We start from the raw sequence: 25,971 nt of genomic DNA, 5'->3' as shown, positions 1-25,971 counted from the left end.
GCTCCGGCTGGTCCGGTTGGACCGATATCTCCTGTGGCTCCGGTCACTCCAGTGACTCCCGTCGCTCCAGTTACCCCGGTCGCTCCTGTGGCTCCCGCCGCTCCAGTTACCCCGGTCGCTCCTGTGACTCCCGCCGCTCCAGTTACCCCGGTTGCTCCTGTGGCTCCGGCTGGACCGATAGCTCCTGTGGCCCCGGTCGCTCCGGCTGGTCCGGCTGGTCCGGCTGGTCCGGCTGGTCCTGTAACCCCTGGAATCCCTCGCAACCCTCGTAATCCTCGTTGTCCTACAACAACTTTTGTATAACAGATGGGACAGCAGTTACAGCAGTTTGGTTTCGGTAGTTTTTGTTTACATTTAGGGCATCTTCTATGCTGATCATAACCCATCAACTGCTCATCTCCCTTAATGATTAATATATCATTATAATATGTTTAATTTATAAATAAGTGAGCACTAGTTTGATCCTCATTAAGTTTGTCAGCTGATCTTATATTATTTATCAATTTCTGTTTATAAATAACTCTTCACATTATTGTAATCCCTATTTGAATCGATGGGGACGCAGAAATATTTTGCCTTCCAGTCTACACTGCTGATTTTATCTGTTTCAACAATAAAAATTACATATTTGGCAAAAAATCTTCTCTTTGATGCGTCTGACCGTTTCGCGGGAAACGCCAGAATGCAGAGCGATTTCACGATATTTCACCCCGTCTACTACAAAGACAGTCCTGTGTTTCTCGTCAACTATTTCTTCATTAGCTCAATCAAGAAAATCAACAATAGATTCACATTTCCAGAGCCATTTTTCTCGGCGGTCCACTTGGCGTAATTCTGCCTGACGTTCGCCCTCTGATCCCCTCGGCATCCCCGCTTCATCTCAAATCGATTCTCAGATAAAAGAGCATCCCCAAACCTTTTGTTTAATATCAGTAAGCATAGATACAACCCCTCCCTGTACCGATTCCTCAAAAAAGTTACTCACTCTATTATTCCCCTCCCTATACTGCTATCACAAAACCCGAATATATAAATCCCATTGTATCCTGAAACTTTCATTTCTATCAGTTGTTATTTTTAATTTTAAAATACCGATTCCTCTTTTTGCTTTTGCCGCTCGTACACTAGCAAATAAGCGTTCATCCTGTCTTTAAACTTCTTTTACAAGTAAAAGGTCGGCGTCTCTTCCGGATTATGCAGCCGTACCGTTTTTTTCTCACACACCAAAAATCCGAGCAGCAGGATAAGTGAGCAATAAACTCGCGGGCCATGTGTTTTTAACATGCGGCACTTATTTCATTCGATAATTAAGCGAGTTGAGACAAAAAGTGGTTTTCCTCTACAGAGTGATTCCTCAGCAACCCTTCCTTGCAAGAGAATAAAAAAAGCACCCAATCCGGGTGCTTCATACATTAAAATCATCGTCCTTCCTTCTTCAATCACACCATACTCAGCTGCGGTTCAAATAATTCATAGTGAATGGATTCCGGCGGTGTATTGAATTCAGAAATCAGCTTTTTCATTTCTTTAATGAACGACGGTGACCCGCACAGGTAAAAATCAGCATCTTTATCTGTCATCACTTCTTCTAACAGCTGTTTGTCAATCCGGCCTTCCCGAAAACGAATGTTTTCTGAACGGTCTTGTTCGGACGGCTCACTGTAAATAAAGAGGGTGTCAACGGATGAGTGTTCCGCGGCTTCTTCAGCTTCATGCCGCAACGCATGATACTCTCCGCTCCTTGCCGCATGGATAAAGAGAACGTTTCGCTGCGGCTGGGTTTCGGCAACCGTCTTTAACATGCTGATCATCGGGGTAATTCCGACACCGGCACTGATGAGAACCAGATTCTTTTTGGAATCAGGGTCTAATACGAAATCGCCGGCCGGAGCGCTGATCTCAATTGAATCCTTTTCGTGTAATTGGTCATGCAGATATGAAGAAACAATTCCGTCTTTTTTCACGGAAATCCTGTAATAATCCTTACCGGATACATCCGACAAACTGTACTGGCGGATATGCGTATAACCCGTGTCCGGAATGTATACTTTTACACTGATATACTGTCCCGCTTTGAACTCGGGGAGAACTTGTCCGTCTTCCGGTTTTAAATAAAACGACGTTATCTCCTTGCTTTCTTTTACCTTTTTATCAATTTTAAACGCCTTATAGTCTTTCCAGCCGCCTTTTTGCGTTTCCGCTTGTTCATACATGTCCTTCTCAATTCCGATAAAAGCGTCTGCAATGACGCCGTATGCTTTTTCCCATGCCTGAATGACCTCAGGAGCAGCCCCGTCTTTTAGCACATCCTTTATCGCGATTAACAAGTACTTTCCAACGATTGGGTAATGCTCGGGTTTAACACCGATACTCCGGTGTTTATGGCTGATTTGTTTGACGACGGGAACGATGTTTTCCAGCCGGTCAATATTGGCTGCGGCTGCAATCACAGCATTCGACAAGGCCGTACGCTGTGTTTTTTTCTTTTGATTCGTCTGATTAAAGATATTCAGCAGCTCAGGGTGATGCTGAAACAGCAGGTCATAAAATCGGCCTGTGATTTCTTCACCATGCTCTTCTAAGACCGGCACTGTGCTTTTAATGATTTCAATCGTTTTTTCATCGAGCATTCTGAAATCCCCCTAAAGATGTATGCATCTCGATTGACCTGAGAAAAGAATCGTTTTTGAATTCTTTTTTATAGATTTCCCCGCTCAAAAAGGGTTAGCCGTTCCAATTTGAGGCGGATTCAGGAAAAATCAGAAAAACGAAATTGCAGCTGAAAAATTGTGGACTTGCCATGGTGTACTTGTCCGATGCAAAATCCTCCTTGTCAGCATTTAATAAAGTACGGGAGGTGAGATGAATGGGTAAAAAATCGAAAGTGTATTACTGTGACCCTAAGTATATTGTGACTGACAAGTATACTGACAAAGAAGTGGTTTACGTCCATCCCATCAAACACATTAACAGAGAGCATATCCGTTATGTTCCCCGCCACGTTTATAAGGAAGAAACAATTCACGAAGTCATTGATCCGGGCGATCCGGGGAAATGCGGGTGTAAAAAGCAGAAAAAAAGACGCAAAAAGTAATTGGTTCGATTTCTTGCCTTATCTCAGGTTAAACACGTAAGTTTAAGCAGACCTCCGTACCTTTTGGCTCCTCTTTTTCAGAGGGGTCTTTTTTCATAAGCAAATACGTTGTGAGGCGGGAATCTGCCTGATATTCTTGTCATATACAAATTCACAGGAGGCATGATGTATGAGCAAAAAAATCGCAGTTCTGATGACAGATCAATTTGAGGATATTGAATATACAAGCCCGGCGGAAGCATTTAAAAAAGCGGGCCACAGTGTGGTGACAATAGATTTGGAAGCTGGGAAAGAAGTGACGGGCAAGCACGGTGAGAAAGTAAAGATCGATCAAGCGATCTCAGACGCAGACGCCAAGGAATTCGATGCGTTATTGATTCCCGGAGGCTTTTCACCGGATCTTCTGCGCGGAGATGACCGCCCGGGTGAATTCACTAAAGCATTCGTGGAAAATCAGAAACCCGTTTTCGCGATCTGCCACGGCCCGCAGCTGCTGATTGATACCGACCTTCTTAAAGGAAAAGATATCACGGGATTCCGCAGCATCCGCAAAGACTTAATCAATGCCGGCGCACATTATAAAGATGAAGAAGTCGTCGTGAGCCATAACATCGTAACAAGCAGAACACCTGACGATTTGGAAGCCTTTAATCGCGAATCATTGAACCTGCTGAAATAAGCGAATAAAAATGAACAGACCCGTTCAGTCTGTTCATTTTTTTATGGATTTATAAAGAAATCCCAATAGTTAGACCTATTCTCTCCCCATCCATAATAAGTAAAATAAAGAGTGGGTTTTTCAACACTCGACGGGAGGTTCGCTATGTGGATGATCATTTTGCTGCTTATCATTTTAATCGGTTTTACCGGTAATATCGTCTCGCTTTTGAGAGCGCAAAAACACGCATCTCAAAGAATAATTGAGCTTTTAGAAAAGCAAAGCCGAAAATAATCTGTTAGCGCTGTGTTACCCATAATAGTAATAATAATTCCGGCAGATTTCCTGAAATATGATTTGATGCCCTTTCTCGTTCGGATGAAGACCTTCTGACATGCACATGCTGCGGAAAGCGGGATTATACGGGTCGATGAGATCAGTATCAAACAGATCGGCATACGGTACAGAGAGGAGTGTGCAGGCTTCTTTTTGGGCTTTCACATAGTCAGCCAGCTTCAGGCCCAGTTTATTTTTATCAGTATCACGGCGGACGATTTTTCCTTTTGACATTTTTGCTTGTCTCGTTGGGGTCACCACAATGATGCTCGCGCCTTTATTTCCGCTCCGCAGCTGCTGGATCACTTGGCAGAAGCCTCCGTAAAATGTGGTGATATCCTTTTCATCTGTGCCGATGGGAATGTGGTTGCACCAATCATCATCTGTTCCCTGGACAATGATGACATCATGTCCCTTTGTTTTAAGCGCTTGCTGATAAATGTTATCGCTTCCGTTGTTGCTCATATTAACGCCGCTGACAGACAGATTGGTTATTTCAGCGTTTGTCCGGTCTTTCAGAATGTCACCAAAGCCGTATTCCGCACGCAGCCCCCGGGCGACGCTGTCACCTAAGATCGCGATTTTCGAAGCCTTCCGCAGCCTGCTTATGCTGATAAAGTCAACGCTGATATGCCCGCTGTCCGTGATATGCAAAAGCTTGCTGCTGATGTTTGGCAAAGAGACTGTCTTTCCTTCAGAGTTATAAAAATCCTCATTCAGCTTCATTCGGCGTCATCCCTTCCTTTTTACCCTCCGGCATCTTTTTTGACATAAAAAACGGACACGAACAAACAGCGCCATGTTGTCAGTTCAGTGTCCGCAGATGATGATACTGGATCTTTTATGCAGTTCTCTTGCCATTATAGCAGATCCCCGTTACTTGTAATAGAGTCTGCAGTCAGCATTTAAAACAGCGTTTGCGGCTACGTTTTTGATGAGACCGTCTGCTGCGGGAACGGTGTGTCCGGTGATGCGTCCGTCTTCTGCTGCGGGAACGGTGTGTCCGGTGATGCGTCCGTCTTCTGCTGCGAGAACGGTGTGTCCGTTTTCTGCTGCGGGAACGGCGCGAACATTTTTTAGAAACCGGTTCTTGGTATAAATACTCCCCTAAACCTTCTCTTTCCGCAACGGCAACTCCATGTTCAATTTCTTTAACAGAAATAGCGTTCAATTCTGTTCACCTCCCTTTTTCTTTACAACATAACGTATGAAATGAACCCCTCACGTGTATAAGCTTATCTCTCATATGAGCGAGAAATAGTCATTTATACAACAAAAAGACCCGTGGGAACGGGCCTTTTGCAGGCATTTTGCCGGGAACAAACGCAAACTTAAGATCGATTTATTTCTTCCTCTCGCTCTCCGGCTCGGGGTGAATCATTACCTGTGCTTGTTTGAATTCATTCGTAATATCTCTTTCAATGCGGTCACACAGGTCATGCACGTCTTTAATCGTCACGTGAGAGGCTACGACCAGGTGAAAATCAATATACTCCTGCGGGCCGGAGCGTCTTGTACGAAAATCGTGAATTTCAATAAATTCCTGTTGAAATGTTTCGATAATCTTTAAAATTGTTTTTTCTTCCTCTTCCGACAAACGGGTATCAATCAGCGGCGGGAATGCTTCTTTCATTAACTTAAACGCTTCATATATGATATACACCGCCAGCACCATACCTATAATGGGATCAAGTATGTACCACTCCGTTAAGGTAACGACCAAAAGGCTTGCCGCTACGCCTAATGATGTGTACACGTCAGTCAGTAAATGCAGGGCATTTGATTTCATTGCCACGGAATTAACCTTTTCGGCTTCTCTTTTTACGAACTTCGAAACGATCAAATTAATGAGAGCCCCCGCAAGCATCACAACAATTCCCAATACAGGCAGATGAACCGGCGCCGGGTTCACCAGTTTTTGAACGCATTCATATATCATCCAAATCCCTGCCGCAAAAATCAGAATCGTCTCGATAGTCCCCGACAGATTCTCGACTTTTCCATGACCGTACGGATGCCCTGTATCAGCCGGCTTTTTTGAAATCCTGACGGAGATAAAGGCAATGAAGGCGGCGATCAAATCTAAAAAAGAATGAATGGCTTCAGAAAGTATCGCGACAGATCCAGTTATGATCCCCACCACTATTTTGAGCATGACGACCAGGGAATTGCTTATAACCGATAAAAAAGCGATTTTAGAGGTGTTTTCCACCGTGATCCTCCTCTTTTTAACTTCTTGAATTTATCGTATCAAACGGCATTCGTGTGGGTCTACGGCAACGTTTTTCACAAAAGCCATACATGTAACTCACCATAAACTAAGTTGGAAAGCGACAAAACAGGCGCACCTTTCTTTCAGCACTCAAGTCCCATTGACAAGATATAACCGCTTACATTATAGTAGTTTCATGAATAACCACTACGGAGGATGTTTATGGAGGATGTTCTGAAAGAATTACAGAAGTTTGGATTTTCTCAATATGAATGTAAAGCATATATCGGCTTGTTGAAACACTCGCCTGTTACCGGATATGAAATCAGCAAAAGGTCAGGCGTCCCCCGCTCAATGATCTATGAAGTATTGGGGAAATTAGTTGATAAAGGCGCTGTCCATATTGTGCCGTCTGATCCGGTTACATATGCTCCGCTTGCCGGAAAGGAATTAATCGACCGGCTCCGGCACGATTTCGAGAGCTCATTCGGCTACCTTGAGGAAAAGTTATTGGCACTGGAAAGCGAGCAGGAGATGAATGTCATCCGCCGCATCAGCACGAATGATCATGTCATCAATGAGATGAAGGATATGATTGAAAAAGCCGAGGAAGAGTTGTGGCTGTCTGTCTGGGAACAGCAGATTCCCTTTATTCAAGAAGCTGCTAACAAACGCGCCGCCGAACAATTGCCCGTCTTTTCGATTGTGTTCGGCCCTCCGGAAGTGAAGCTCGGAAATACGACAAATCATAATATGTCTCCTGAAGTGGCGGAGAAACGGATGGGCGGAAGATTAACGATAGCTGCCCGCGATAATAAAGAAGTCTTAATCGCCAATTTTTCTCCGCAGACGAATGCCTGGGCCATTAAATCAGAAGATCCCGCTCTCGTTCTCGTGGCCATGGAATATATGAGGCACGATCTGATGTTCGCGGAGCTTGTGAAAGAAGTCGGGGCTGAGAAAGTTGAAGGCCTGATGAAACAAAACCATTCGTTATTTCATGTCGTCACCGGAAATCGGTTCATATAAATGTGAACCGTATTTTCTTTGATTTTTTCATTAGTCGTTATCATTATAATCTCTATGAAAGGAGTATAAAAAATGATTAACACAGAAGTGCAAAAAACCGCCGTTTCCCGGGAAATGAACGATACGTTTTTACAGGGGGTGCGGGATTGTGTGCCTACGCTGCTGGGCTATATGAGCATCGGTTTTGCTTTCGGCATCGTTGGCGTTGCCTCTCATCTAAGCATTCTTGAAATTTGTTTGTTATCTTTGTGTGTCTATGCCGGCGCCGCCCAATTTATTATTTGCTCGCTCCTTGTTTCCGGGAGTCCGATTTCCGCCATTATTTTAACGACGTTTATCGTCAATCTGCGGCACCTTCTGCTGAGCCTGACCATCGCGCCGTATTTCACGAAATACTCTTTGGCGAAAAATATCGGCTTCGGGGCTTTGCTTACTGACGAATCTTTCGGAGTAGCGGTGAACAAAGCGGCTCAGAACGGCAGGTTATACGATAAGTGGATGAACGGCCTCAATATAACCGCTCACATGTGCTGGGTTATTTCCTGCGTGATGGGCGGGCTTCTCGGACAATGGATATCTGATCCTTACGCGCTCGGCCTGGACTTTGCTTTGCCCGCTATGTTTGCGGCGCTGCTTGTGCTGCAATTGCAATCGTCCGCTTCGGAAAAGCTGAAGCACAGCCTCTCCTTAATTCTCTATATGATCATTTTTATGGTCTTGTTATCGTATTTCGTCCCGTCACACATCGCGGTCATCGTCTCAACCGTGATTGTGGCAACGATCGGGGTGGTGACGGACAAATGAGCATCAGCACACAAATGATCTGGATTATACTCGGCTGCATGATTGTTACACTTGTGCCGCGCATTGTTCCGTTTATATTTGTCCGGAACATTCAGATGCCTGAGTTGGCTTTAAAATGGCTCTCCTTTATTCCGCTTTGCATTTTGACGGCTCTGGTAACGGAAAGCATGATTGTGAAAACAAACAGCGCTTTGACCTTTGATTGGAAAGCAATGATCGTTCTCATCCCGACATTGCTTTGTGCGATGCGGACAAAAAGCTTATCCATCACGGTCATCACAGGAGTCGTGCTGATGGCCGCCGTCAGGCTGATATGGTGACAATCAAAAGCCTCCATTCCGCAGAATGGAGGCTTTCCCTTTATGATGTCGGATTTTCTTCTTCCGTCTCTGATTCCTCGGCTTTGGCTTCGGCGTTTATGCTTTGCTGCTGTTCCCAATGATCCCGCTGCAATCTTTCTTTTGCGATGGTAAACATGAAATTCACGGCGCAGCACCCCTTCCCTGTTTTGCTTATACTATGTACTGTACTCATTTCCCCGTGCAGTATTCACAAAACATAAAAAAGCAGCCTGCCGCATTGAGCGGCCGGACTGCTTTTTATTTTCAGTACGTGATCAGGAAGTATTTTTTCTTTCCGCGGCGCAGTACGGTAAATTGATCTTCAATGCGGTCTTCCGCAGTCAGAAGATGCCCGATGTCCGTCTGGCGCTCGCCGTTAATGTAAACAGCTCCGTTTTGAATGTCTTCGCGGGCCTGCCGTTTTGAAGGCGACAATTTAGATTCCACAAGCACGTCTACTAAAGACAGTTCTTCAGAGCGGTCTTTTTCAAACGAAGGTACATCTTTAAATCCTACCTTGACGTCTTGAGCGGAAAGCTCTTTAATATTGCCGCTGAACAGCGCCTGGGAGATATGAACGGCCTGCTCAAGCGCTTCGCGGCCGTGTACAAGAACAGTCACCTCTTCAGCGAGACGTTTCTGCGCTTCTCTTTTCTCAGGAGCCGTCTCCGTTTTTTCAGCATAACCTTCAATTTCCTCTTTTGATAAGAAAGTAAAGTATTTTAAGTATTTGACGACGTCGCGGTCATCTGTATTGATCCAGAACTGGTAGAATTCGTACGGCGATGTTTTTTCTTTATCAAGCCAAATGGCGCCGCCTTCCGTTTTGCCGAATTTCGTGCCGTCAGCTTTTGTGACGAGCGGAATGGTAAGACCGAAAGCTTTCGCCCCTTCTTCTTCTGATTTTCTGATCAGTTCAAGACCGGCCGTGATGTTGCCCCACTGGTCACTGCCTCCGATTTGGAGTTTGCAGTTCTTTTCTCTGTACAGATTCAGAAAATCGTAGGATTGCAGGATCATGTAGCTGAATTCCGTGTAAGAAATTCCGGTTTCAATTCTTGAGCTTACAGTATCTTTCGCAAGCATGTAGTTAATTCCGAAGTTCTTTCCCACGTCACGGAGAAATTCAATAATGCTCAGCTTTCCGATCCAGTCAAAGTTGTTCGCTATGACAGCAGGGTTTTCTCCGGCCTCGAAATCTAAAAATCGGGAAAGCTGATTTTTAATTTTTTGCGACCATTCGACAACGATATCCTGAGTATTTAACGTACGCTCCGCTTTTTTGCCGCTCGGATCGCCGATCAGTCCCGTCGCGCCGCCTACAAGCGCAATCGGATGGTGGCCTGCAAGCTGGAAACGGCGCAGTGTCAATATCGGCAGAAGGTGTCCGATGTGCAGGCTGTCAGCCGTCGGGTCAAACCCTGAGTATAAACGGATTTTTTCTTCGTTCAGCTGTTTATTTAATCCTTCTTCATCCGTCATTTGCTGGATTAAGCCGCGGAATGATAAATCCTCTAATAAGTTAGTCATTTTGTCTGCTCCTTTGTTTATGAAAATAAAAAACGCCCCTTCGTTTAAAACGAAGGGACGATATAATCGCGGTACCACCCTACTAATAAAAGCATAAAAAAGCTTTTATCACTCTTTTTGATAACGGACCGTGTCCGTTCTTTCACTACTGAAAGCCTTGGAATGGCTTTGTTCGCAAAAGCGGTTCATGAGTGTATTCGGCATATCTTATGTGCTGATTTTCACCGGCCATCAGCTCTCTTGAACAATCAGATACCCTACTTGTCTCAATCAAAACCTTTTCGTATGAAGCTTACTCATTTTTAACATAAATAAGATACGATGTCAACGCCGTCTTTAATCTTCCATTGTGGACAGGTCGCCTGCCGGCAGATTCAGCTCCCACGCCTTCAGCACACGTCTCATGATTTTTCCGCTCCGTGTTTTCGGAAGTTTATCTTTGAATTCAATTTCCCGCGGTGCGGCATGCGCGGCAAGCCCCTGTTTTACAAAGAGGCGAATGTCCTCCTTCAGCTGATCGGATGGCTCATGCCCTTCTCTGAGCGCGATAAACGCTTTAATAATTTCTCCCCGGACAGGGTCCGGCTTTCCGATGACGCCGGCTTCGGCAATCGCCGGATGTTCAACAAGTTTGCTTTCGACTTCAAACGGGCCGACGCGCTCGCCGGATGTCATGATGACATCATCGACTCTGCCTTGGAACCAGAAATAACCATCTTCATCCATATAAGCAGAATCTCCGGAAACATACCAGCCGCCCGGCATGAAATAAGAATCATATTTCTCTTTGTTGTTCCAAATGGAATCCATCATCGACGGCCAGCCCTTTTTAATGGCGAGATTCCCCATTCGGTACGGCGGAAGCTCATTTCCCTGATTGTCAACGATCGCCGCTTCCACTCCCGGAATCGGTTTCCCCATTGAACCCGGCTTGATCTCCATGCAAGGATAATTGCAGATGAGCTGTCCGCCCGTTTCTGTCATCCACCACGTGTCGTGGATGCGCTTGCCGAATACTTTATGTCCCCACTTGATGACCTCGGGGTTCAAAGGTTCTCCGACACTCAGGACGTGACGAAGTGAAGTAAGGTCAAATTTGGATGCCATTTCATCTCCGGCGCCCATAAGCATTCTGAAAGCCGTCGGAGCGCTGTACCAGACGCTGACACCGAGCTTCTCGATCGTGCCGTACCAGTTTTCCGGACTGAATCTGCCGCCGACGATTACATTCGCCGCTCCGTTCAGCCACGGCGCAAATATCCCGTACACCGTCCCGGTCACCCAGCCCGGGTCCGCAGTGCACCAGTAAATATCGTCTTCTTTAAGATCAAGCACCCACTTGCCGGTCTGGTATTGCTGAATCATGGCTTCATGAACGTGGAGCACACCTTTAGGCGTTCCGGTAGATCCTGATGTGTAGTGAAGCAGGTAGCCGTCTCTTCTGTCCATCCATTCAATATCAAGTCTCGTGCTTTCTCCCTCAGCCGCTTTATCATAATGAATGATTTTATCTCCCGTTTCTTTGCTACCGCCGACAATGAAAATATGCTCGAGGTCGGGCAGGCTGTCCGCCGGAATCCGTTCGGCCAGTTCAGGTGTCGTCACGACAACCTTTGCCTGGCTGTTCAAGAGGCGGTCTTTGACGGCGCCTTCCATAAATGCTTCAAATAAAGGACCGGCGATCGCACCGATTTTAATTGCGCCGAGCATGATAAAGTAAAGCTCCGGCGAACGCGGCATGAAAATAAAAACGCGGTCCCCTTTTTCCACGTTTCCATACCGTCTCAGTACATTTCCCGCCCGGTTCGATTCCTCCATCATTTCTTTAAATGTGTATTTTTCATCCCGGTTTGCGTCCTTGTAATATAGCGCTACTTTGTTTTTTCGAAATGATTCGGCATGACGGTCAATCGCTTCGTACGCCGCATTCAGCTTCCCCGTCTGATGCCAGGAAAATGCCGCTTCGACCTCTTTCCAATCGAAGCTGCGGTACGTTTCCTCATAATTTCGCAGATGATAATTCCCCTTTTCCGCCGGCAACGCTTTCAAATTCATGCAACATCCCCCTTTGCTTATCTATAGACTAATTATAGTAGATGTTCACAGTTTTCTCAATTTTTAAAATATAAATTACAACACTATTGAAAACGCTTTATATTTTGTTATGCTTAAAAGAGATGTGTTTTTATTAAGAACCGACAGGCGGTGAATCAGTGAAACATCATAAAACGTACCATTCTTCATCAATTCAGACAGCAGCCGGCCCTCTTTTAGTAGAAGGGCCCGTTCCTCCAGAGGACCTAGCACAGTATGAGTTTCATGAAGGCCTGACAGCCTTTCGCCTTCCTCATGAACAGCACAAAGCGTTAATCGAGATCGCCGGGCTTCCTGAAGGTCGGATCATTATTGCCAGGGACGGACAGACGATTATCGGCTATGTGACGTATTTATATCCTGATCCGCTTGAACGGTGGTCTGACGGAAATATGGAAGACCTCCTTGAACTCGGGGCGATCGAGGTCGCTCCCGGCTACAGGGGCTGTTCTGTCGGAAAAACTTTGCTGACAGTCAGCATGATGGATGAACAGATGGAACGGTACATCATCATGACGACGGAATATTACTGGCATTGGGATTTAAAAGGAATGAAAAAAGATGTGTGGGAATACAGAAAGATCATGGAAAAGATGATGAATGCCGGGGGTCTTGTCTGGTTCGCAACGGATGAACCGGAAATCAGCTCTCATCCGGCCAATTGTCTGATGGCCCGCATCGGCAGGCACGTCAGTCAGGAGTCAATTGAACAGTTCGACAGGCTTCGTTTTTATCAGCGATTTATGTATTGACTGACATACAAAGGGGATAAAAAGATGATTGCAGAACAAATCATGAAACGGGACGTCATCACCGTCTCAAAACACGACTCCATTGAAACAGCCGTCCGTAAAATGAAGATATATCATATCCGCCATCTCCCTGTCATCGACGACGAGCTGCACGTCATCGGTATTGTCACAGACAGAGACATTAAACAGGCCGGCCCCGGCAGCTTTGAACAAAAGGAACGCGGCGCATTTCTGACAAACAAAGTGGAGACCATTATGAAGCGGAATGTCATCTGCGCTCATCCGCTTGACTTTGTAGAAGAAATATCCGCTTCCTTTTATGAGCACGGCATCGGCTGTCTGCCGATTACGGTAAACCATAAGCTGACGGGCATTTTAACGAAAACCGAGGTGCTCCGGACTTTCGTCAGCCTGACAGGCGCGGCCCAGCCGGGATCACAGGTGGAAATCCTGGTGACGGATATGACAAAAAGCCTTGCTGATCTCAGCTGCATGTGCCGTGATCTTCAGCTGCAAATCCTGAGTGTGCTCGTCTATCCCCATGATTCCGCCGGGTCGAACATTCTCGTCTTCCGGGTGAAGACGATGAATCCGCTCCCTTTTATCCGTGCCGTTCAAGAAGCCGGATACAATGTCTTATGGCCGAAACATTTGAGGGATCAGCCATGAGAGACAGCGTTTTTGTTTACTCGCCTTCTTATCAGACGTATCAATTTCATCAGGAACATCCGTTCAATCAGCGTCGTGTGCTTTTAACATACGATCTGCTTCAGGCGGCGGATGCGTTTGACGAAGGAGATATCGTCACACCGCGCACGGCCGCTAAAGAAGAGCTGGCTCTCGTTCATACGGAGGATTATATACAGGCGGTGGAACTAGCGGGTGCGGGCCGGCTCCCTGCCGCAGAAGGAGAAAGCTACGGTCTCGGAACGGAAGACACCCCCGTTTTTGCCGGCATGCATGAAGCCGCGTCACTTCTGGTGGGCGGCACCTTAACGGCGGCTGATTATGTCATGACGGGACAAGCTAGCCACGCCTGCAATTTAGGAGGCGGCCTTCACCACGGCTTCCGCGGCAGGGCCTCAGGCTTTTGTATCTATAATGACAGCGCCGTGGCCATCCAATACATCCAGAAGAACTACGGGGCAAAAGTGTTATACATTGATACAGACGCTCATCACGGCGACGGCGTTCAATTTACGTTTTACGACAGGTCTGATGTCTGCACTGTTTCTTTTCACGAGACCGGGCGTTATTTATTTCCCGGGACGGGACAGGTACTGGAAAAAGGAAGCGGGCAAGGCTACGGCTATTCTTTTAACATTCCGCTGGACGCTTTCACAGAGGACGATTCCTTTCTTCACGCTTACAATACGGCCGCCTCAGAAATCGCGGCTTTTTTCAAGCCGGATGTGATTCTTACCCAAAACGGTGCGGACGCCCATTATTACGACCCATTGACACACCTGTCCAATACAATCTCCATTTATCAGGAGATCCCGCGGCTTGCTCATTCATTAGCCCATCAATATTGCAGCGGCAGATGGATCGCGGTCGGCGGCGGCGGATACGATATTTGGAGAGTCGTCCCGAGAGCGTGGAGCCGCATTTGGCTTGAGATGAAAGGGATTGATCCCGGGGAGCGCATACCGCAGAAATGGATTGATAAATGGCAGAAGCACTCCCCCTGCACGTTGCCCGCTTTTTGGAGTGATCCTGAACAATTATATCCTCCGATTCCCCGCAAAGAAGAAATTTCAGAAAAAAATGCCCAAACCGTGGAAAAAGCACTTTTTGCCATCCGGTCTGAGCAGCGGTATAAAACTAAATAAAAAACGACCTTATGAGGAGGTCGTTTTTTTGATCACAATTTCTACACGGCGGTTTTCTTTCATATGTCCGGGACTTTTGTTGTCCTTCACAGGTTTCGTATCCGCATACCCGGCAGAGATAAACCGTTTGGCGGAAAAGTCTTCATTCGCGGTAAAATACCGGATCACACTCGCCGCTCTTGCAGACGACAGCTCCCAATTTGACGGAAATTGATAGGTGGAAATCCGGCGGCTGTCCGTATGGCCTTCTACCTGTATGTCATTCGGAATTGTTTTTAAAAGCACCGCGATCTGATGCAGAACCGGCTCGGCGTTTTTCAGCACATCCGCTTTTCCCGTCTGAAACAGAACGGCCTCCTGCAGCACCAGAACCACTCCGCGCTCATCGCGCTTCGCCGTCAATTTCGAACTCAAATGATGCGCTTTTATGTATGTCTTCACGTTTTGTAACAGCAAATCCTGTTCTTTATTTTCGTTTGCTTTGTCTGATGACGCCAGTTCACCCCCGCTGCCTTTTGTATGAATCGATGAAACGGCAGATTGAAATTTTTCCGCGTCTATTTGCGACATCGAAAAAAGCAATATAAAGAACACGAGAATGAGCGTGATCAAGTCAGCGAACGTCACCATCCATCTCGGTGAACCGCCGGAATGTTCCGGTTTGTTTCTTCTTTCAAAACGCTCTTTTCTAAGCTTCATGGACAGCGCCCTTTTTCTTGTTCGCAGGCTGTCCTTTACGCCAGTCTTCTCTTGAGCTGAAGACGACGAGCTGACTTTCGAGGTTGCGGGGATTTTTGCCCGATTGGATGCCGACAACCCCTTCGATCATGACCTGTTTGATGAAAATTTCACTTTCCGTTTTTTCTTCAAGCTTTGCCGCGATTGGGATAAATACCAAGTTGGCAAGCAGCGCTCCGTACAGCGTCGTCAATAGCGCAACAGCCATGTTCGGTCCGAGGGTATGCGGGTCATTTAAGTTTTTGAGCATGAGAACGAGTCCGACGAGCGTCCCGATCATTCCCCAGGCGGGTGCGAAATCACCGGCTTTTTCAAAAACGCGTCTTCCTTTTCTGTGTCTTTCTTCCATCGCGGCGATCTCAGAATCCATCACCAGCCGGATCGTTTCCTCGTCCCAGCCGTCAATCGCAAGCAAAAGCCCTTTTTTTAAAAACGGATCCTTGATCTCACGCGCCTGGTCATCCAGAGACAGAAGCCCCTGCCTGCGCGCCTGCTCCGAAAGGCTGACAAATACTCTGACAAGCTCTTTCACATTGTCATCCTGACGGGAGAATACCTGTTTCAGAACAGAAGGGGTTTTCTTTAAATCCCTCGGCGGAAAGCTGATAAAGATCGCCGCAGCAAGGCCGCCTGTGACGATTAAAAAAGAAGTCAGATCTAAAAATGAACTGATTCCCGCCAGTCCCGTCCCTGACAGAATACCGATTGCGACAATAATACAGCCTAACATAAAGCCAACGGGCGTCAGATAATCAAAACGTTTCATATCTTCTCCTTACTCAAGTAAAAAAGCAAGATTCCACCCCTCAGAGTGAAGCTTGCTTTTCCGTTTTTTTATGACTTGGTTGATTGTCTTAATTCGATGCGGTGAGGCAATTCGACGATATGCTCTTCAACCGGCTCTTTGTTCATCAGTTTTGTCAAAAGTCTCATCGCCACGGCGCCGATATCGTACGTAGGCTGCACGACTGTTGAAAGCTGAGGGCGGACCATCAGGCTCAATCTCGTATTGTCAAAACCGATAATATCAAGATCATCAGGAATCGAAAGACCTTGATCTTGGGCCGCATGGATAATGCCGAGGGCCATTTCATCCGTCGCAGAAAGAATCGCCGTCGGTTTCCGGTCAAGGCCCATCAAGCTTTGAAGCGCCTCCATACCGGAATCATAGGTGTAATCGCCTTCCGCTACGAATTGCTCGTTAAACGGAATCGCCGCTTCTTCAAGCGCCCGTTTGTACCCTTGCAGTTTTTTCGAACGGTTGATCGGCTCTTGCATCGGTCCGGAGACGAGTGCAATATCGCGATGCCCTTTATCAATGAAAAGCTTAACGGCATCATAAATCGCCTGTTCATAATCAATGGCGACAGAAGGCGTCTCGCCCTGTTCTTCCACTGATGCCGCCAAGACGATCGGCACAGGAGAGCGCTTAAATTCTTCGACATGCTCGTCCGTAATGTTGCCGCCCATAAATACGATACCGTCCACTTGTTTGCCAAGCATCGTATTTAACAGATGCAGTTCTTTCTCAAGATTTTGGTCCGAGTTGCTTAAAATAATATTATATTTGTACATCGTCGCGATATCTTCAATTCCACGCGCAAGTTCAGAGTAGAAAATGCTTGAGATATCAGGGATGATGACGCCGACCGTAGTCGTTTTTTTGCTTGCAAGCCCTCTTGCCACCGCATTCGGGCGATAGCCGAGCCGATCAATGGCTTCCAATACTTTTTTTCTGGTCGTCGGTTTTACATTCGGGTTGCCGTTCACGACGCGGGAAACAGTCGCCATACTGACATTTGCTTCTCTGGCCACATCGTATATCGTAATGTTGCTCACTGAAACCACTCCTTTTACTGGATACACTTATCCTTATCTATAGCATAAACACTTTATGTAAAGAAATGTCGTACGATTTCGCATTCTGTCGTTTATGATTGTAAGCGTAAGTCAGTAGTGTACATTATTTTTCATTATTCATCAAATTTAAATATCTCTCATGAAATTATACACGTTTTTCCCAGTGATGAAAACGTTCACTTTCATTTTATAATTAAATAAAATGAAGATACGAAAAAAAAGCCGCGCGTGGCGGCCTTTAAAGAGCGGAACGTTGTATTATGCTTTTACTTTCAGCATTGGCTTTAATTCGTTCAGCCATTTCTCGAATTCAGGTATATCCATCTGCTGCGCAGAGTCTGAAAGAGCAACGGAAGGATCAGGGTGAACTTCGGCCATCACGCCGTCAGCGCCGATCGCAAGCGCCGCTTTTGCTGTCGGAAGCAGGAGATCGCGGCGGCCTGTTGAGTGTGTGACGTCAACAAACACCGGCAAGTGAGTTTCCTGTTTCAAAATCGGCACGGCAGAAATGTCGAGTGTGTTTCTCGTTGCCGTTTCGTACGTTCTGATTCCGCGCTCACAAAGTATGATCTGGTCGTTTCCTTGTGACATGATGTATTCAGCTGCATTGATGAACTCTGAAATTGTTGCAGCAAGACCGCGTTTTAACAATACCGGCTTTTTAACGGAACCGGCGGCTTTCAGCAATTCAAAGTTTTGCATGTTCCGCGCGCCGATCTGAATGACGTCAATGTAATCAATCGCTTGCTCAATGTGGGCGGGCGTTACGATTTCACTGATCACTGCGAGGTCATATTCATCAGCGACGCGTTTGAGAATTTGCAGGCCTTCTACGCCGAGACCTTGGAAATCATACGGACTTGTGCGGGGTTTAAACGCGCCCCCGCGCAGGATTTTAATGCCTTGTTTTTTCGCTGCGGCCGCGACTTCGGCAACCTGCTCATAGCTTTCGACGGCACAAGGTCCGACGATGAATCTCTGATCGCCGTCACCGATTTTTTCACCTTTAATATCAACGATCGTATCTTCTGCTTTTTTCTTCCGGGAGACGAGCAACGCTTTGCTGTGATCCTCTTCTTGAAGTTCAAGTCCGGCTTTGAAAATTTCTTTGAAAATATGCTGGATCGTTGAGTTTTCAAATGGGCCGTCATTGCTTTCAATTATGCGGTTAAGCATTGTACGCTCTCTGACAGGGTCAAATCGGTTGACACCCTGTGCTTCCTTTGCTTTACCGATTTCTTTTACAACGGCTCCGCGTTCATTGATTAATTTAAGGATTTCTAAGTTTAGTGCGTCTGCCTGCTGTCTTAGGCTCTCTAATTCCTTGTTGCTCATCTTTTTCATCCCTTCTATGCTATGTTTTATTTTAATGGTTAACATGCATCTTACTACAGTTATGCGAAAATAGGAATATGAAATAATAAATTTTTTCACATTCGGCTTTATCACCAAAACGCTTTTAAGCTTTTATGCGTTGAAGCAGTATATATTGATATCCTACATGATCCGGCTGAAATGATCAATAGTTTTTTTCAAAAAAAAAAACCGCCGGTATCAACCGGCGGCCAGCAATTATGAAAGGTGCTGCTCTATTGCGTTTTTTGTGATTTGTGAATGAGACGCGTGCCATTTCACTTCGCCGTTTGCAATGACGAATACTTGCGGGCTTTCATGTTTCACGCCGTATGTCTCGGCGATATAGTTTGAAAGCGGCCGGCTGTCCTGCACCTGCAGGTAATAAGAAGGCACTTCCGAATGCGCCGATGCAAAGGCGTCAAACTCCTGAAACGCGGCTTGGCTGATCGGGCAGGTTGTGCTGTGTTTCAAAAACACGAGCGTGTTTTCTTTCTCAGCGGCATTTTTGAACTCTTCTTCAGACGATATCAGCTGTTTTGTCATGTCGGTTATCTCTCCTTATTGAAGATCAGCGATTTGCCTGACCGGCTTTTTCCCCGGCGTCTTCCGCTTCGGCCTTGATGCTTTGGGCCGTGTCCTGCATTTCGCTTCTCGTCTCTTCGGCTTTCTCGGTTAGTGTGCTCTTAGAACGGTCTTTTAAATCCTTCACTTTATTCATAATCTGGCCTGACTGATCAGCTACCAGCTGGGTGATATTAGATGTTTTGTCCTTGGCGATGCTGACATATTGAGAGCCTTTTTCTTTCGCGTCGGCCGTCATTCTGTCCGTCTTATCCTTTAACGCAGAAGCCTGACTGCCGAGATCGTCGCGCAGCTCCTTACCTGATTTAGGCGCCAGAAACAACGCCGTTGTCGCGCCGATAATTCCCCCGATCAGCGTTCCGATTAAAAAATCCTTACTATTGATTCCATCTTTGCTCATTATGATTCCTCCTTAGTGGATTTTTCTTATGATTAAAGCGATGTTTTTTTCTTTTGCTTCCACTTGTCCCATATTTCCATAGCGGCCTGGCTCCAGGTGACAACCTGACTGATCTTATCCTGATTCTCTCTTACAGAGGCCGTAACGGAACCTGCTGCCTGCTTTATGGATGTATTAAACTGCTGGACGGAAGTTCCCACTTCCTGGACAGCATGGACAACCGTATTTAATTTCTCTGATTTTTCCTGAATGTCTTCCGCGAGACGGTTTGTCTTATGTAACAGCTCGGTTGTCTCTGCGGTAATACCTTTCATCTGCCCTTCAAGGCCGTCTAAAGTCGAGGCAACGTTTGTTAAAGTCATCTGCACGGACTTTAATGTTTTGGACAGATAGATGACGAGGATGAGAAATGCAACGGCAATGAGTGCGACACTTAAGTAAAGAATGATGATCATCTAATACCTCCTTAATGCAGGATATAGTGGTATATACCCAATTCTTAAAATGATAAACATATATGAAAGATCTGTATGTATACTATTTCTCCGTTTCTCGGTAAATCCCTTTGCAGCACGCGCAAAAAAGCAGTGAGAGCCCCACTGCTTTTTCGTTACGCTATGACGTTTTCATAGGCTCTCATATATTTTTGAATGTCTCCGGCGCCCATGAAGATCAGCACTGCGCCTTCATGCGCTTTTAACACGGATGTGTCATTTTCTTCAATGAGTTCTGCGTTATCGATTTTTTCCTGAAGATCCGTGATCGTGAGCTTGCCGACGTTCTCGCGGGCTGAGCCGAAAATGTCACACAGATACACGCGATCGGCCGCGCTTAAACTTTCTGCGAATTCATCAAGGAATGATTGCGTCCGTGTAAACGTATGCGGCTGAAATACCGCGATAATTTCACGTTCGGGATATTTTTGGCGCGCCGCCTCAATCGTGACTTTGATTTCAGTCGGATGGTGGGCGTAGTCGTCGATCAGTACCTGGCTGCCGATCACTTTTTCATTGAATCTGCGTTTGACGCCGCCGAATGATTCAAGTCCGCGCTTAATCATGTTCACGTCTATCTCTTCATAGTGGCAGAGCGCAATAACCGCTAAGGAATTGAGGACATTGTGATGCCCGTATGCCGGGATGTAGAACGTATCGTAAAACGTATTGCGGACAAAGACGTCAAATGTCGTGCCTTCCGTATTTTTCACGATGTTTCTCGCTTGAAAATCATTTTCTTCTCCCGTGCCGTAATAAACGACAGGCACATTGGCGTGAATTTTCGGCAGGTACTCGTCATCACCGCAGGCAATGATGCCTTTGTTGACTTGAAGCGCCATGTTTTGGAAAGCATCAAACACATCGTCAATGTTGGCGAAATAATCAGGGTGGTCAAAATCAATATTCGTCATAATCGCATAATCAGGCTGATAGCTTAAGAAATGACGGCGGTACTCGCAGGCTTCAAATACAAAGTATTCGCTGCTTTCATTTCCTCTGCCCGTTCCGTCCCCGATAAGAAACGAAGTCGGCTTCGCCTGCTGCATCACGTGTGCCAAGAGGCCCGTTGTGGACGTCTTGCCGTGTGCGCCCGTTACCGCGACACTTGTGTATTTTTTCATATATTCAGCTAAAAATTTATGATATCTGATGACAGGAATCCCTTCAGCGAGCGCCTTTGCGATTTCCGGATGAGAATCAGGGAATGCGTTTCCGGCGATTACCGTTAAGCCGGGTTTGATGTTATCGGCGCTGAACGGATAGATCGGGATATTTCTTTTTTCAAGGGCAGCCTGAGTGAAAATCTGCTTCTCGATATCCGATCCCTGCACCTGATACCCTGTATCATGCAGGATTTGAGCAAGCGGGCTCATACCTGTCCCTTTTATTCCAACAAAATGATAAACAGTCATAATCGTACCTCCAACAAACGTCTATCTGTTCCCCAGTATATGACGCTCATTTCATTTTGCGACCGCCGCGGGCGAAAAGCCCGCACAGCGGCGCTTCCATTTATTTTTACGTTATCGTCAGTATCTGTAACTTTCTTTTTGATTAAACCTGCCGCATGATATTTCAGCGCGTGACAGTGATGCAGTTTTGATGGTCCATCCACTATCATACCATGTTTGTGAGAAAAATGAACGATATTCTTATTCTTGAGCAATGTCAGCGGCCGTAATCAGCACTTCACGGGGTTTGCTGCCCTTCGCTTCTGAGATCATGCCTTCGGCTTCCATCATGTCAATCAGCCTCGCGGCGCGATTATAACCGATTCTGAACCTTCTTTGAAGGCTTGAGGTGCTGGCGCTGTTTTGCTCCACGACGAATTGGCACGCCTCAGGAAACAGTTCGTCTTCTTCCTTGAGGGCGGTTCCCTGCCTGATCAGTTCTTCCTGTTCAAACAAATAAGAAGGCGGCAGCTGCTTTCTGACATGAGAGACGACGCGGTCAATTTCTCTGTCGGATACAAAGTTTCCCTGCAGGCGCACCGGTTTTCCGGTACCGTTTTCCCAGTACAGCATGTCGCCTTTTCCGAGCAGCTTTTCCGCTCCCGCCATGTCGATGATCGTTCTGGAATCTACCTGGCTTGAGACGGAGAATGCAATCCTCGTCGGTATGTTTGCCTTGATCATTCCGGTAATGACATCGACAGACGGACGCTGTGTCGCGACAAGCAGATGAATGCCGCAGGCTCTCGCTTTCTGCGCGATTCTGGCAATGCTTTCTTCCACATCGTTCGGCGCGACCATCATTAAATCGGCAAGCTCATCAATGACCACTACGAGGTACGGAAGCTTTTCGCCTGTCTTATGATCGGCGGTTAATTCATTAAAGCGGCCGATATCTCTCACACCCGAATGGGCAAACAGTTCATATCGCCGTTCCATCTCTTCCACAACCCATTTTAACGCGGCGGTCGCGGCTTTGGCGTCCGTGATGACGGGGCTGACCAAATGCGGAATTTGGTTATATGGCGCAAGCTCGACCATTTTCGGATCAATCAGAAGCATTTTGACATCACTCGGATCCGCCTTATAAAGCAGACTGACCAAAATGGTATTGATGCAGACGCTTTTTCCCGATCCTGTCGCACCCGCTATCAACCCGTGCGGCATCTTTTTCAAATCAATGACGACCGGGTTTCCGGAAATATCGACACCGAGCGCGGCTGTAAGCGGAGACGGATTCGTCCTGAAAGCGGCGCTTCTGATCATCTGCCTTAAATCGACGACTTTGCTTACGCGGTTCGGAACTTCAATGCCGATCGTGTTTTTACCGGGGATCGGCGCCTCAATCCGAATATCCTTGGCAGACAGGCTCAGTTTAATATCATCTGCTAAGTTTGTAATTTTGTTTACTTTCACTCCGGGCTCAGGATGCACTTCAAAACGTGTGACGGACGGGCCTTGTGTGACATGAACGACTTGGGCGCGCACATTAAAGTTTTTCAGTGTAACGTTTAAAAGCTCGCGCTGTTCTTCAATCCACGATTGGTCGTCATGTCTTTGCGCCGGCGGTACGTCCAGAAGCGACAGATTCGGAAAGACATAGCTCGCTCCGCCCTCTGGCGTCTTCGCCTGCTTGTGTTTATCGCTTTTAAGCATCATGACGTTAAACGGAACATTGCGCTCTTTCGGCCGCTCCGCTTTTTTCACAGGCTGAGGCTGTCCGTGATGCTCCGTTTTTTCTTCGGCAGGCCGGGACGGGGCATCGGCCGTCTCGATGCTTGCAGGTTCAGGCTCGGGGTCTGAATGCCGCGTGACTTCATTGTACTCAGGCTGAGAGTCTGCTTCCTGTTTCGCGTCGGTTTCAGCTGATTCGGGCTTGTCTTCAGCCTGCGGCTGAACTTCCTCTTCGTATCCGGGTTCTGTGTATGTATACACCGGTTCTTCCGCGGTTTCAAAAGGCGGTGCTTTTTCCGGCTCAGGCTCCTGATATTCCTCCTGCGGCGCAGCTTGTTCCTCTGTGTTGTCAGCCGTTCGGGATGCTTCATACTCAGGCTCTTTAATAGGCTGCGGGCGGGTTTGTTCATGCTCTTGTTCTTCTGTAAAGCCGGCAGACTCCGCGCTTTCCGTGTGCTCCCGCTCTTCAGTCTGCTGCGGTTCTGCTGCTGCAAACACTTGCTCTTTTGCATTCTCAGCCTCGGTGTGAAGCTTCTCTTTTTTAACGGCCGGGATTTCTTCCGTTTCTTGTTTCGCAAACGGTTCTGGCCGGTCATTCGTCTGTTTTGTTATGCCGGATGTTGTGAAGACGGGCTCTTTTTCTGTTTCCTGGCCGGCTTTTGGCGGAACAAATTGCTCCTCTGAAAGCAATGTTACGTTCTCTTCACGCCGCTTTTCGGATATAGGCGCTTTTTTTATGCTGTGCTGAGATTGAAAGCCGTAAACCGGTGAAGGAATGGATGACGGTTTAAAGGGCTTTTTCACCGTATCAGGCTCTTTATGTGTATGCTGTTTCCGCTCGGTTTGCTCCTTCCCGGCGGCATAATCCCGGGACGGCTGGCGGCGTTCGTGCCTTTCCCGCTGTCTTTGGTTTTGCTCCGTTCGCTTATAGCCGTCCGGAACGACAGGGAAGCGGAAATTCCCTTTCGGATATTCGTAATATATTTTAGGATCTTCCATGCGCGTGAATTTGCCTTCTGGCTGATCCGGTATCTGCTGTTTCGGGATTTGGGCATGCGTGTTTGGTTCACGTTCATGCTCTTCTTCTTTTTCACCTAAAAATAAGTCAAAAAATTTATTCAGCCAACTCATGTTTAATCACTCTCTAACTCCCTTTTTAGTAGTCTGGGACGATATTTAGTATACCATTGCCGGGCGGCTCAGAAAAGATTAAGCTCCCAACTGAAGAAAGCCGTTAAGCAGGCCTGCTTAACGGCTTTCTCTCACATCATTCGATTCTGTGCGCTTATTTATGGGAGTTAGAATTGAAATGCTTCGCCGGCCTCGCGGCTGTCTTCAAGAACAAGAATCCCTTTTTCCGCCGGCGCATCCGGCAAAGCGAGTTCTTTCGCGGAGCAGATCATGCCGCTTGACGGAACGCCTCTTAATTCAGCGTCTTTAATCACAAGTCCGCTCGGCATCACCGCGCCGACTTTAGCGACGACGACTTTTTGCCCTTTGTCCACGTTCGGCGCGCCGCAAACGATTTGGAGGGTTTCCTCTCCCACATTCACTTGGCAGATATTCAGTTTATCCGCATTCGGATGTTTTTCTTTCGATTCAACGTGACCGACAACAAATTTCGGAGAAAGGTCAACCGTCAGCGTTTCTGAAACGCCGTTTCTGTTCAGTATTTCATTCACATCCTGAACGAATGTCTCAGACAAAGCGACGGGGCCGTTGTCCTCAATCTGTAGATAAGAAGACACATTAAAAATGTTAAAGCCCGTAGTTTCTTTTGTTTCTTTGTTAAAGATTCTGATGACATCGCCTTCTCTTTCATAGGCAATTTCTTCGCGTGCCGCATCTTTAAGAGAGATCAGAAGCGTATCTCCCACACCTTCTTTATTGTAAAAAGCGTTCATAAGAAAAATCCTTTCTAATCCTTTTTCGGCCGGCTTTTCGCCATGATAAACACAGGTTCCAGTCTGCCTTCATTATACAGAAATGAAAGGGCCGTAATCGGCACCGTGCCGCTTGCAAAGAAGCTCATGGACATTTGCCCTAAAATATCATAACCCGATTCATTTCGAATGTCAGCAAGTATTAATACATCCTGATGCGGGACGGAAATCGCCAATTCGCCTTCAGCGGCCTGCTTGTATTCATGAAGAATCGAATCATTGAGAATCCGGCTGGCGTCATAGCCGTCATTCGCCCTGAAAAAATAAAAATAATTGTCCGCAACCGTATCCTGTTTCACTACTGAAGGAAGAGAGCGGAGATTGAATGACGCCGTCTCCCTGATCCGTTCTTTTGTCCAGTTTTCTTTCTCGAGCATACGGCTGTCAATTAAGCGGTACGTCTTGCCGAGGTCAAGCGCGTAGTAGATTCTCGTTTCGGCCGTATGGTCATCATACACGAGGGGAATGCCGTCGCTCGTTTGATCGGGAAATGATGTGGAGCGGATGACCGGATAGATACCGGCTTCCTTTCCGGACATCTCCTGTCCGCTGCCTTCCATCGCCTCCATTGCTTCTGACACATAGTAGACGATTTCGTCGATCGCTTCTTCTTTTTTCGTCTCCCACTTCGCAATGATCGGCGGGAGCTCCAATGTGATGCCTTTTTTGGTCGTTTGATCCTCAACACGGAGGGTGTCTTTTTCTCTGTCAAAAAAGAAGGATCGGTTCTCGTGCTGCAGGCGCTGTTTTAATAAATCCGCCAGCTTCCTTGACGTCATTTTCAAAGC

General features: G+C 46.8%; 29 protein-coding genes, 1 pseudogene and 1 other annotated feature. Of the genes and pseudogenes, 10 read left to right on the top strand and 20 right to left on the bottom strand.

Annotation, left to right across the window (positions count from 1 at the left end; genetic code table 11):
* Together BR62_RS18900 and hmpA are read right to left on the bottom strand one after the other, a co-directional pair.
* A partial coding sequence (locus tag BR62_RS18900) for a hypothetical protein (RefSeq protein ID WP_231559592.1) occupies positions 1-263 on the bottom strand: 263 nt, incomplete at its 3' end.
* Positions 264-1,439: 1,176 nt separating this feature from the next.
* Complete coding sequence (gene hmpA, locus BR62_RS0117670; protein ID WP_032871684.1) at positions 1,440-2,630, bottom strand: NO-inducible flavohemoprotein; 1,191 nt, start codon at positions 2,628-2,630, stop codon at positions 1,440-1,442.
* Positions 2,631-2,789: 159 nt separating this feature from the next.
* Here hmpA and BR62_RS20090 point away from each other — a divergent pair, with 159 nt between their 5' ends.
* The 4 genes from BR62_RS20090 to BR62_RS19980 all read left to right on the top strand — a co-directional run bounded on the left by BR62_RS20090 (position 2,790) and on the right by BR62_RS19980 (position 4,046).
* Positions 2,790-2,861, top strand: coding sequence for an SWIM zinc finger family protein (locus BR62_RS20090; protein WP_141137932.1), 72 nt, complete (start codon positions 2,790-2,792; stop codon positions 2,859-2,861).
* Between the two features lie 5 nt (positions 2,862-2,866).
* Positions 2,867-3,094, top strand: coding sequence for a hypothetical protein (locus BR62_RS0117665; RefSeq protein ID WP_007408759.1), 228 nt, complete (start codon positions 2,867-2,869; stop codon positions 3,092-3,094).
* Between the two features lie 169 nt (positions 3,095-3,263).
* Positions 3,264-3,773: a type 1 glutamine amidotransferase domain-containing protein gene (locus tag BR62_RS0117660; protein WP_032871683.1), complete on the top strand. Its 510-nt coding sequence runs from the start codon at positions 3,264-3,266 to the stop codon at positions 3,771-3,773.
* A gap of 144 nt (positions 3,774-3,917) precedes the next feature.
* A complete protein-coding gene (locus tag BR62_RS19980) occupies positions 3,918-4,046 on the top strand; it encodes a hypothetical protein (protein ID WP_007408761.1) in 129 nt (42 codons plus the stop codon).
* Positions 4,047-4,061: 15 nt separating this feature from the next.
* On the opposite strand, the gene BR62_RS0117655 is transcribed toward BR62_RS19980, so the two are convergent.
* From BR62_RS0117655 to BR62_RS0117650, 4 genes and pseudogenes are all read right to left on the bottom strand, one after another.
* The gene (locus BR62_RS0117655) at positions 4,062-4,814 is read right to left on the bottom strand and encodes an SGNH/GDSL hydrolase family protein (protein ID WP_007408762.1); all 753 of its coding nucleotides are present in this window, start codon (positions 4,812-4,814) and stop codon (positions 4,062-4,064) included.
* Between the two features lie 197 nt (positions 4,815-5,011).
* Complete coding sequence (locus BR62_RS19780; protein ID WP_007408763.1) at positions 5,012-5,161, bottom strand: hypothetical protein; 150 nt, start codon at positions 5,159-5,161, stop codon at positions 5,012-5,014.
* Positions 5,162-5,208: 47 nt separating this feature from the next.
* Positions 5,209-5,259, bottom strand: a pseudogene (locus BR62_RS20085) (hypothetical protein); the annotation flags it as partial.
* Between the two features lie 171 nt (positions 5,260-5,430).
* Positions 5,431-6,300, bottom strand: coding sequence for a cation diffusion facilitator family transporter (locus BR62_RS0117650; protein ID WP_007408764.1), 870 nt, complete (start codon positions 6,298-6,300; stop codon positions 5,431-5,433).
* 222 nt (positions 6,301-6,522) lie between these two features.
* Here BR62_RS0117650 and BR62_RS0117645 point away from each other — a divergent pair, with 222 nt between their 5' ends.
* The 3 genes from BR62_RS0117645 to BR62_RS0117635 all read left to right on the top strand — a co-directional run bounded on the left by BR62_RS0117645 (position 6,523) and on the right by BR62_RS0117635 (position 8,453).
* Complete coding sequence (locus BR62_RS0117645) at positions 6,523-7,329, top strand: TrmB family transcriptional regulator (protein ID WP_007408765.1); 807 nt, start codon at positions 6,523-6,525, stop codon at positions 7,327-7,329.
* Positions 7,330-7,401: 72 nt separating this feature from the next.
* Positions 7,402-8,133, top strand: coding sequence for an AzlC family ABC transporter permease (locus tag BR62_RS0117640; RefSeq protein ID WP_032871682.1), 732 nt, complete (start codon positions 7,402-7,404; stop codon positions 8,131-8,133).
* A complete protein-coding gene (locus tag BR62_RS0117635; RefSeq protein WP_007408767.1) occupies positions 8,130-8,453 on the top strand; it encodes an AzlD domain-containing protein in 324 nt (107 codons plus the stop codon). Before BR62_RS0117640 ends, BR62_RS0117635 begins: the two co-directional genes overlap by 4 nt.
* A gap of 40 nt (positions 8,454-8,493) precedes the next feature.
* Here the strand turns inward: BR62_RS0117635 and sr7p are convergent, their stop codons facing one another.
* From sr7p to acsA, 3 genes are all read right to left on the bottom strand, one after another.
* A complete protein-coding gene (gene sr7p / locus BR62_RS19975) occupies positions 8,494-8,619 on the bottom strand; it encodes a small protein SR7P (RefSeq protein ID WP_007408768.1) in 126 nt (41 codons plus the stop codon).
* Between the two features lie 119 nt (positions 8,620-8,738).
* Complete coding sequence (gene tyrS, locus BR62_RS0117630) at positions 8,739-10,004, bottom strand: tyrosine--tRNA ligase (protein WP_015240395.1); 1,266 nt, start codon at positions 10,002-10,004, stop codon at positions 8,739-8,741.
* Positions 10,005-10,054: 50 nt separating this feature from the next.
* Positions 10,055-10,287, bottom strand: a binding site (T-box leader).
* Between the two features lie 53 nt (positions 10,288-10,340).
* Positions 10,341-12,059, bottom strand: coding sequence for an acetate--CoA ligase (gene acsA / locus BR62_RS0117625; protein WP_032871681.1), 1,719 nt, complete (start codon positions 12,057-12,059; stop codon positions 10,341-10,343).
* A gap of 158 nt (positions 12,060-12,217) precedes the next feature.
* Between acsA and BR62_RS0117620 the strand changes: the two genes are divergently transcribed.
* Genes BR62_RS0117620 through BR62_RS0117610 form a run of 3 tightly spaced genes read left to right on the top strand, consistent with a single transcriptional unit; the run spans position 12,218 to position 14,682 of the window.
* Complete coding sequence (locus tag BR62_RS0117620; RefSeq protein ID WP_015240397.1) at positions 12,218-12,850, top strand: GNAT family N-acetyltransferase; 633 nt, start codon at positions 12,218-12,220, stop codon at positions 12,848-12,850.
* Between the two features lie 24 nt (positions 12,851-12,874).
* The gene (locus BR62_RS0117615; RefSeq protein ID WP_032871680.1) at positions 12,875-13,519 is read left to right on the top strand and encodes an acetoin utilization AcuB family protein; all 645 of its coding nucleotides are present in this window, start codon (positions 12,875-12,877) and stop codon (positions 13,517-13,519) included.
* Positions 13,516-14,682, top strand: a complete 1,167-nt coding sequence (locus tag BR62_RS0117610; RefSeq protein WP_015240398.1) for an acetoin utilization protein AcuC — start codon at positions 13,516-13,518, stop codon at positions 14,680-14,682. Before BR62_RS0117615 ends, BR62_RS0117610 begins: the two co-directional genes overlap by 4 nt.
* A 9-nt stretch (positions 14,683-14,691) precedes the next feature.
* On the opposite strand, the gene motS is transcribed toward BR62_RS0117610, so the two are convergent.
* From motS to BR62_RS0117555, 11 genes are all read right to left on the bottom strand, one after another.
* The gene (motS, locus tag BR62_RS0117605; protein WP_032871679.1) at positions 14,692-15,381 is read right to left on the bottom strand and encodes a flagellar motor protein MotS; all 690 of its coding nucleotides are present in this window, start codon (positions 15,379-15,381) and stop codon (positions 14,692-14,694) included.
* On the bottom strand, positions 15,371-16,186 hold the full coding sequence (gene motP, locus BR62_RS0117600; RefSeq protein WP_007408775.1) for a flagellar motor protein MotP: 816 nt from the start codon (positions 16,184-16,186) through the stop codon (positions 15,371-15,373). Before motP ends, motS begins: the two co-directional genes overlap by 11 nt.
* 68 nt (positions 16,187-16,254) lie before the next feature.
* A complete protein-coding gene (gene ccpA / locus BR62_RS0117595; protein ID WP_032871678.1) occupies positions 16,255-17,259 on the bottom strand; it encodes a catabolite control protein A in 1,005 nt (334 codons plus the stop codon).
* A gap of 279 nt (positions 17,260-17,538) precedes the next feature.
* A complete protein-coding gene (locus tag BR62_RS0117590) occupies positions 17,539-18,615 on the bottom strand; it encodes a bifunctional 3-deoxy-7-phosphoheptulonate synthase/chorismate mutase (protein WP_003152383.1) in 1,077 nt (358 codons plus the stop codon).
* Positions 18,616-18,852: 237 nt separating this feature from the next.
* A complete protein-coding gene (gene ytxJ / locus BR62_RS0117585; protein WP_007408776.1) occupies positions 18,853-19,179 on the bottom strand; it encodes a bacillithiol system redox-active protein YtxJ in 327 nt (108 codons plus the stop codon).
* A gap of 25 nt (positions 19,180-19,204) precedes the next feature.
* Positions 19,205-19,618, bottom strand: a complete 414-nt coding sequence (locus tag BR62_RS0117580) for a YtxH domain-containing protein (RefSeq protein ID WP_003152380.1) — start codon at positions 19,616-19,618, stop codon at positions 19,205-19,207.
* Positions 19,619-19,650: 32 nt separating this feature from the next.
* On the bottom strand, positions 19,651-20,073 hold the full coding sequence (locus BR62_RS0117575) for a DUF948 domain-containing protein (RefSeq protein WP_007408777.1): 423 nt from the start codon (positions 20,071-20,073) through the stop codon (positions 19,651-19,653).
* A gap of 155 nt (positions 20,074-20,228) precedes the next feature.
* Entirely contained in the window at positions 20,229-21,527 is a 1,299-nt protein-coding gene (gene murC, locus BR62_RS0117570) for a UDP-N-acetylmuramate--L-alanine ligase (protein ID WP_032871677.1), read from the bottom strand.
* A 240-nt stretch (positions 21,528-21,767) separates the two neighbouring features.
* Positions 21,768-24,371, bottom strand: a complete 2,604-nt coding sequence (locus tag BR62_RS0117565; RefSeq protein ID WP_032871676.1) for a DNA translocase FtsK — start codon at positions 24,369-24,371, stop codon at positions 21,768-21,770.
* Positions 24,372-24,538: 167 nt separating this feature from the next.
* Positions 24,539-25,144: a YtpR family tRNA-binding protein gene (gene ytpR, locus BR62_RS0117560; protein ID WP_022552814.1), complete on the bottom strand. Its 606-nt coding sequence runs from the start codon at positions 25,142-25,144 to the stop codon at positions 24,539-24,541.
* A 14-nt stretch (positions 25,145-25,158) separates the two neighbouring features.
* Complete coding sequence (locus tag BR62_RS0117555; protein WP_012118213.1) at positions 25,159-25,968, bottom strand: DUF1444 domain-containing protein; 810 nt, start codon at positions 25,966-25,968, stop codon at positions 25,159-25,161.
* Positions 25,969-25,971 lie beyond the last annotated feature (3 nt).

The sequence above is a fragment of the Bacillus sp. UNC69MF genome, assembly GCF_000746035.1.
GTDB classification, from domain to species: domain Bacteria; phylum Bacillota; class Bacilli; order Bacillales; family Bacillaceae; genus Bacillus; species Bacillus velezensis.
Note: the sequence above shows the minus strand (reverse complement) of the source record. Positions and strands in the feature narration are given on the sequence as shown.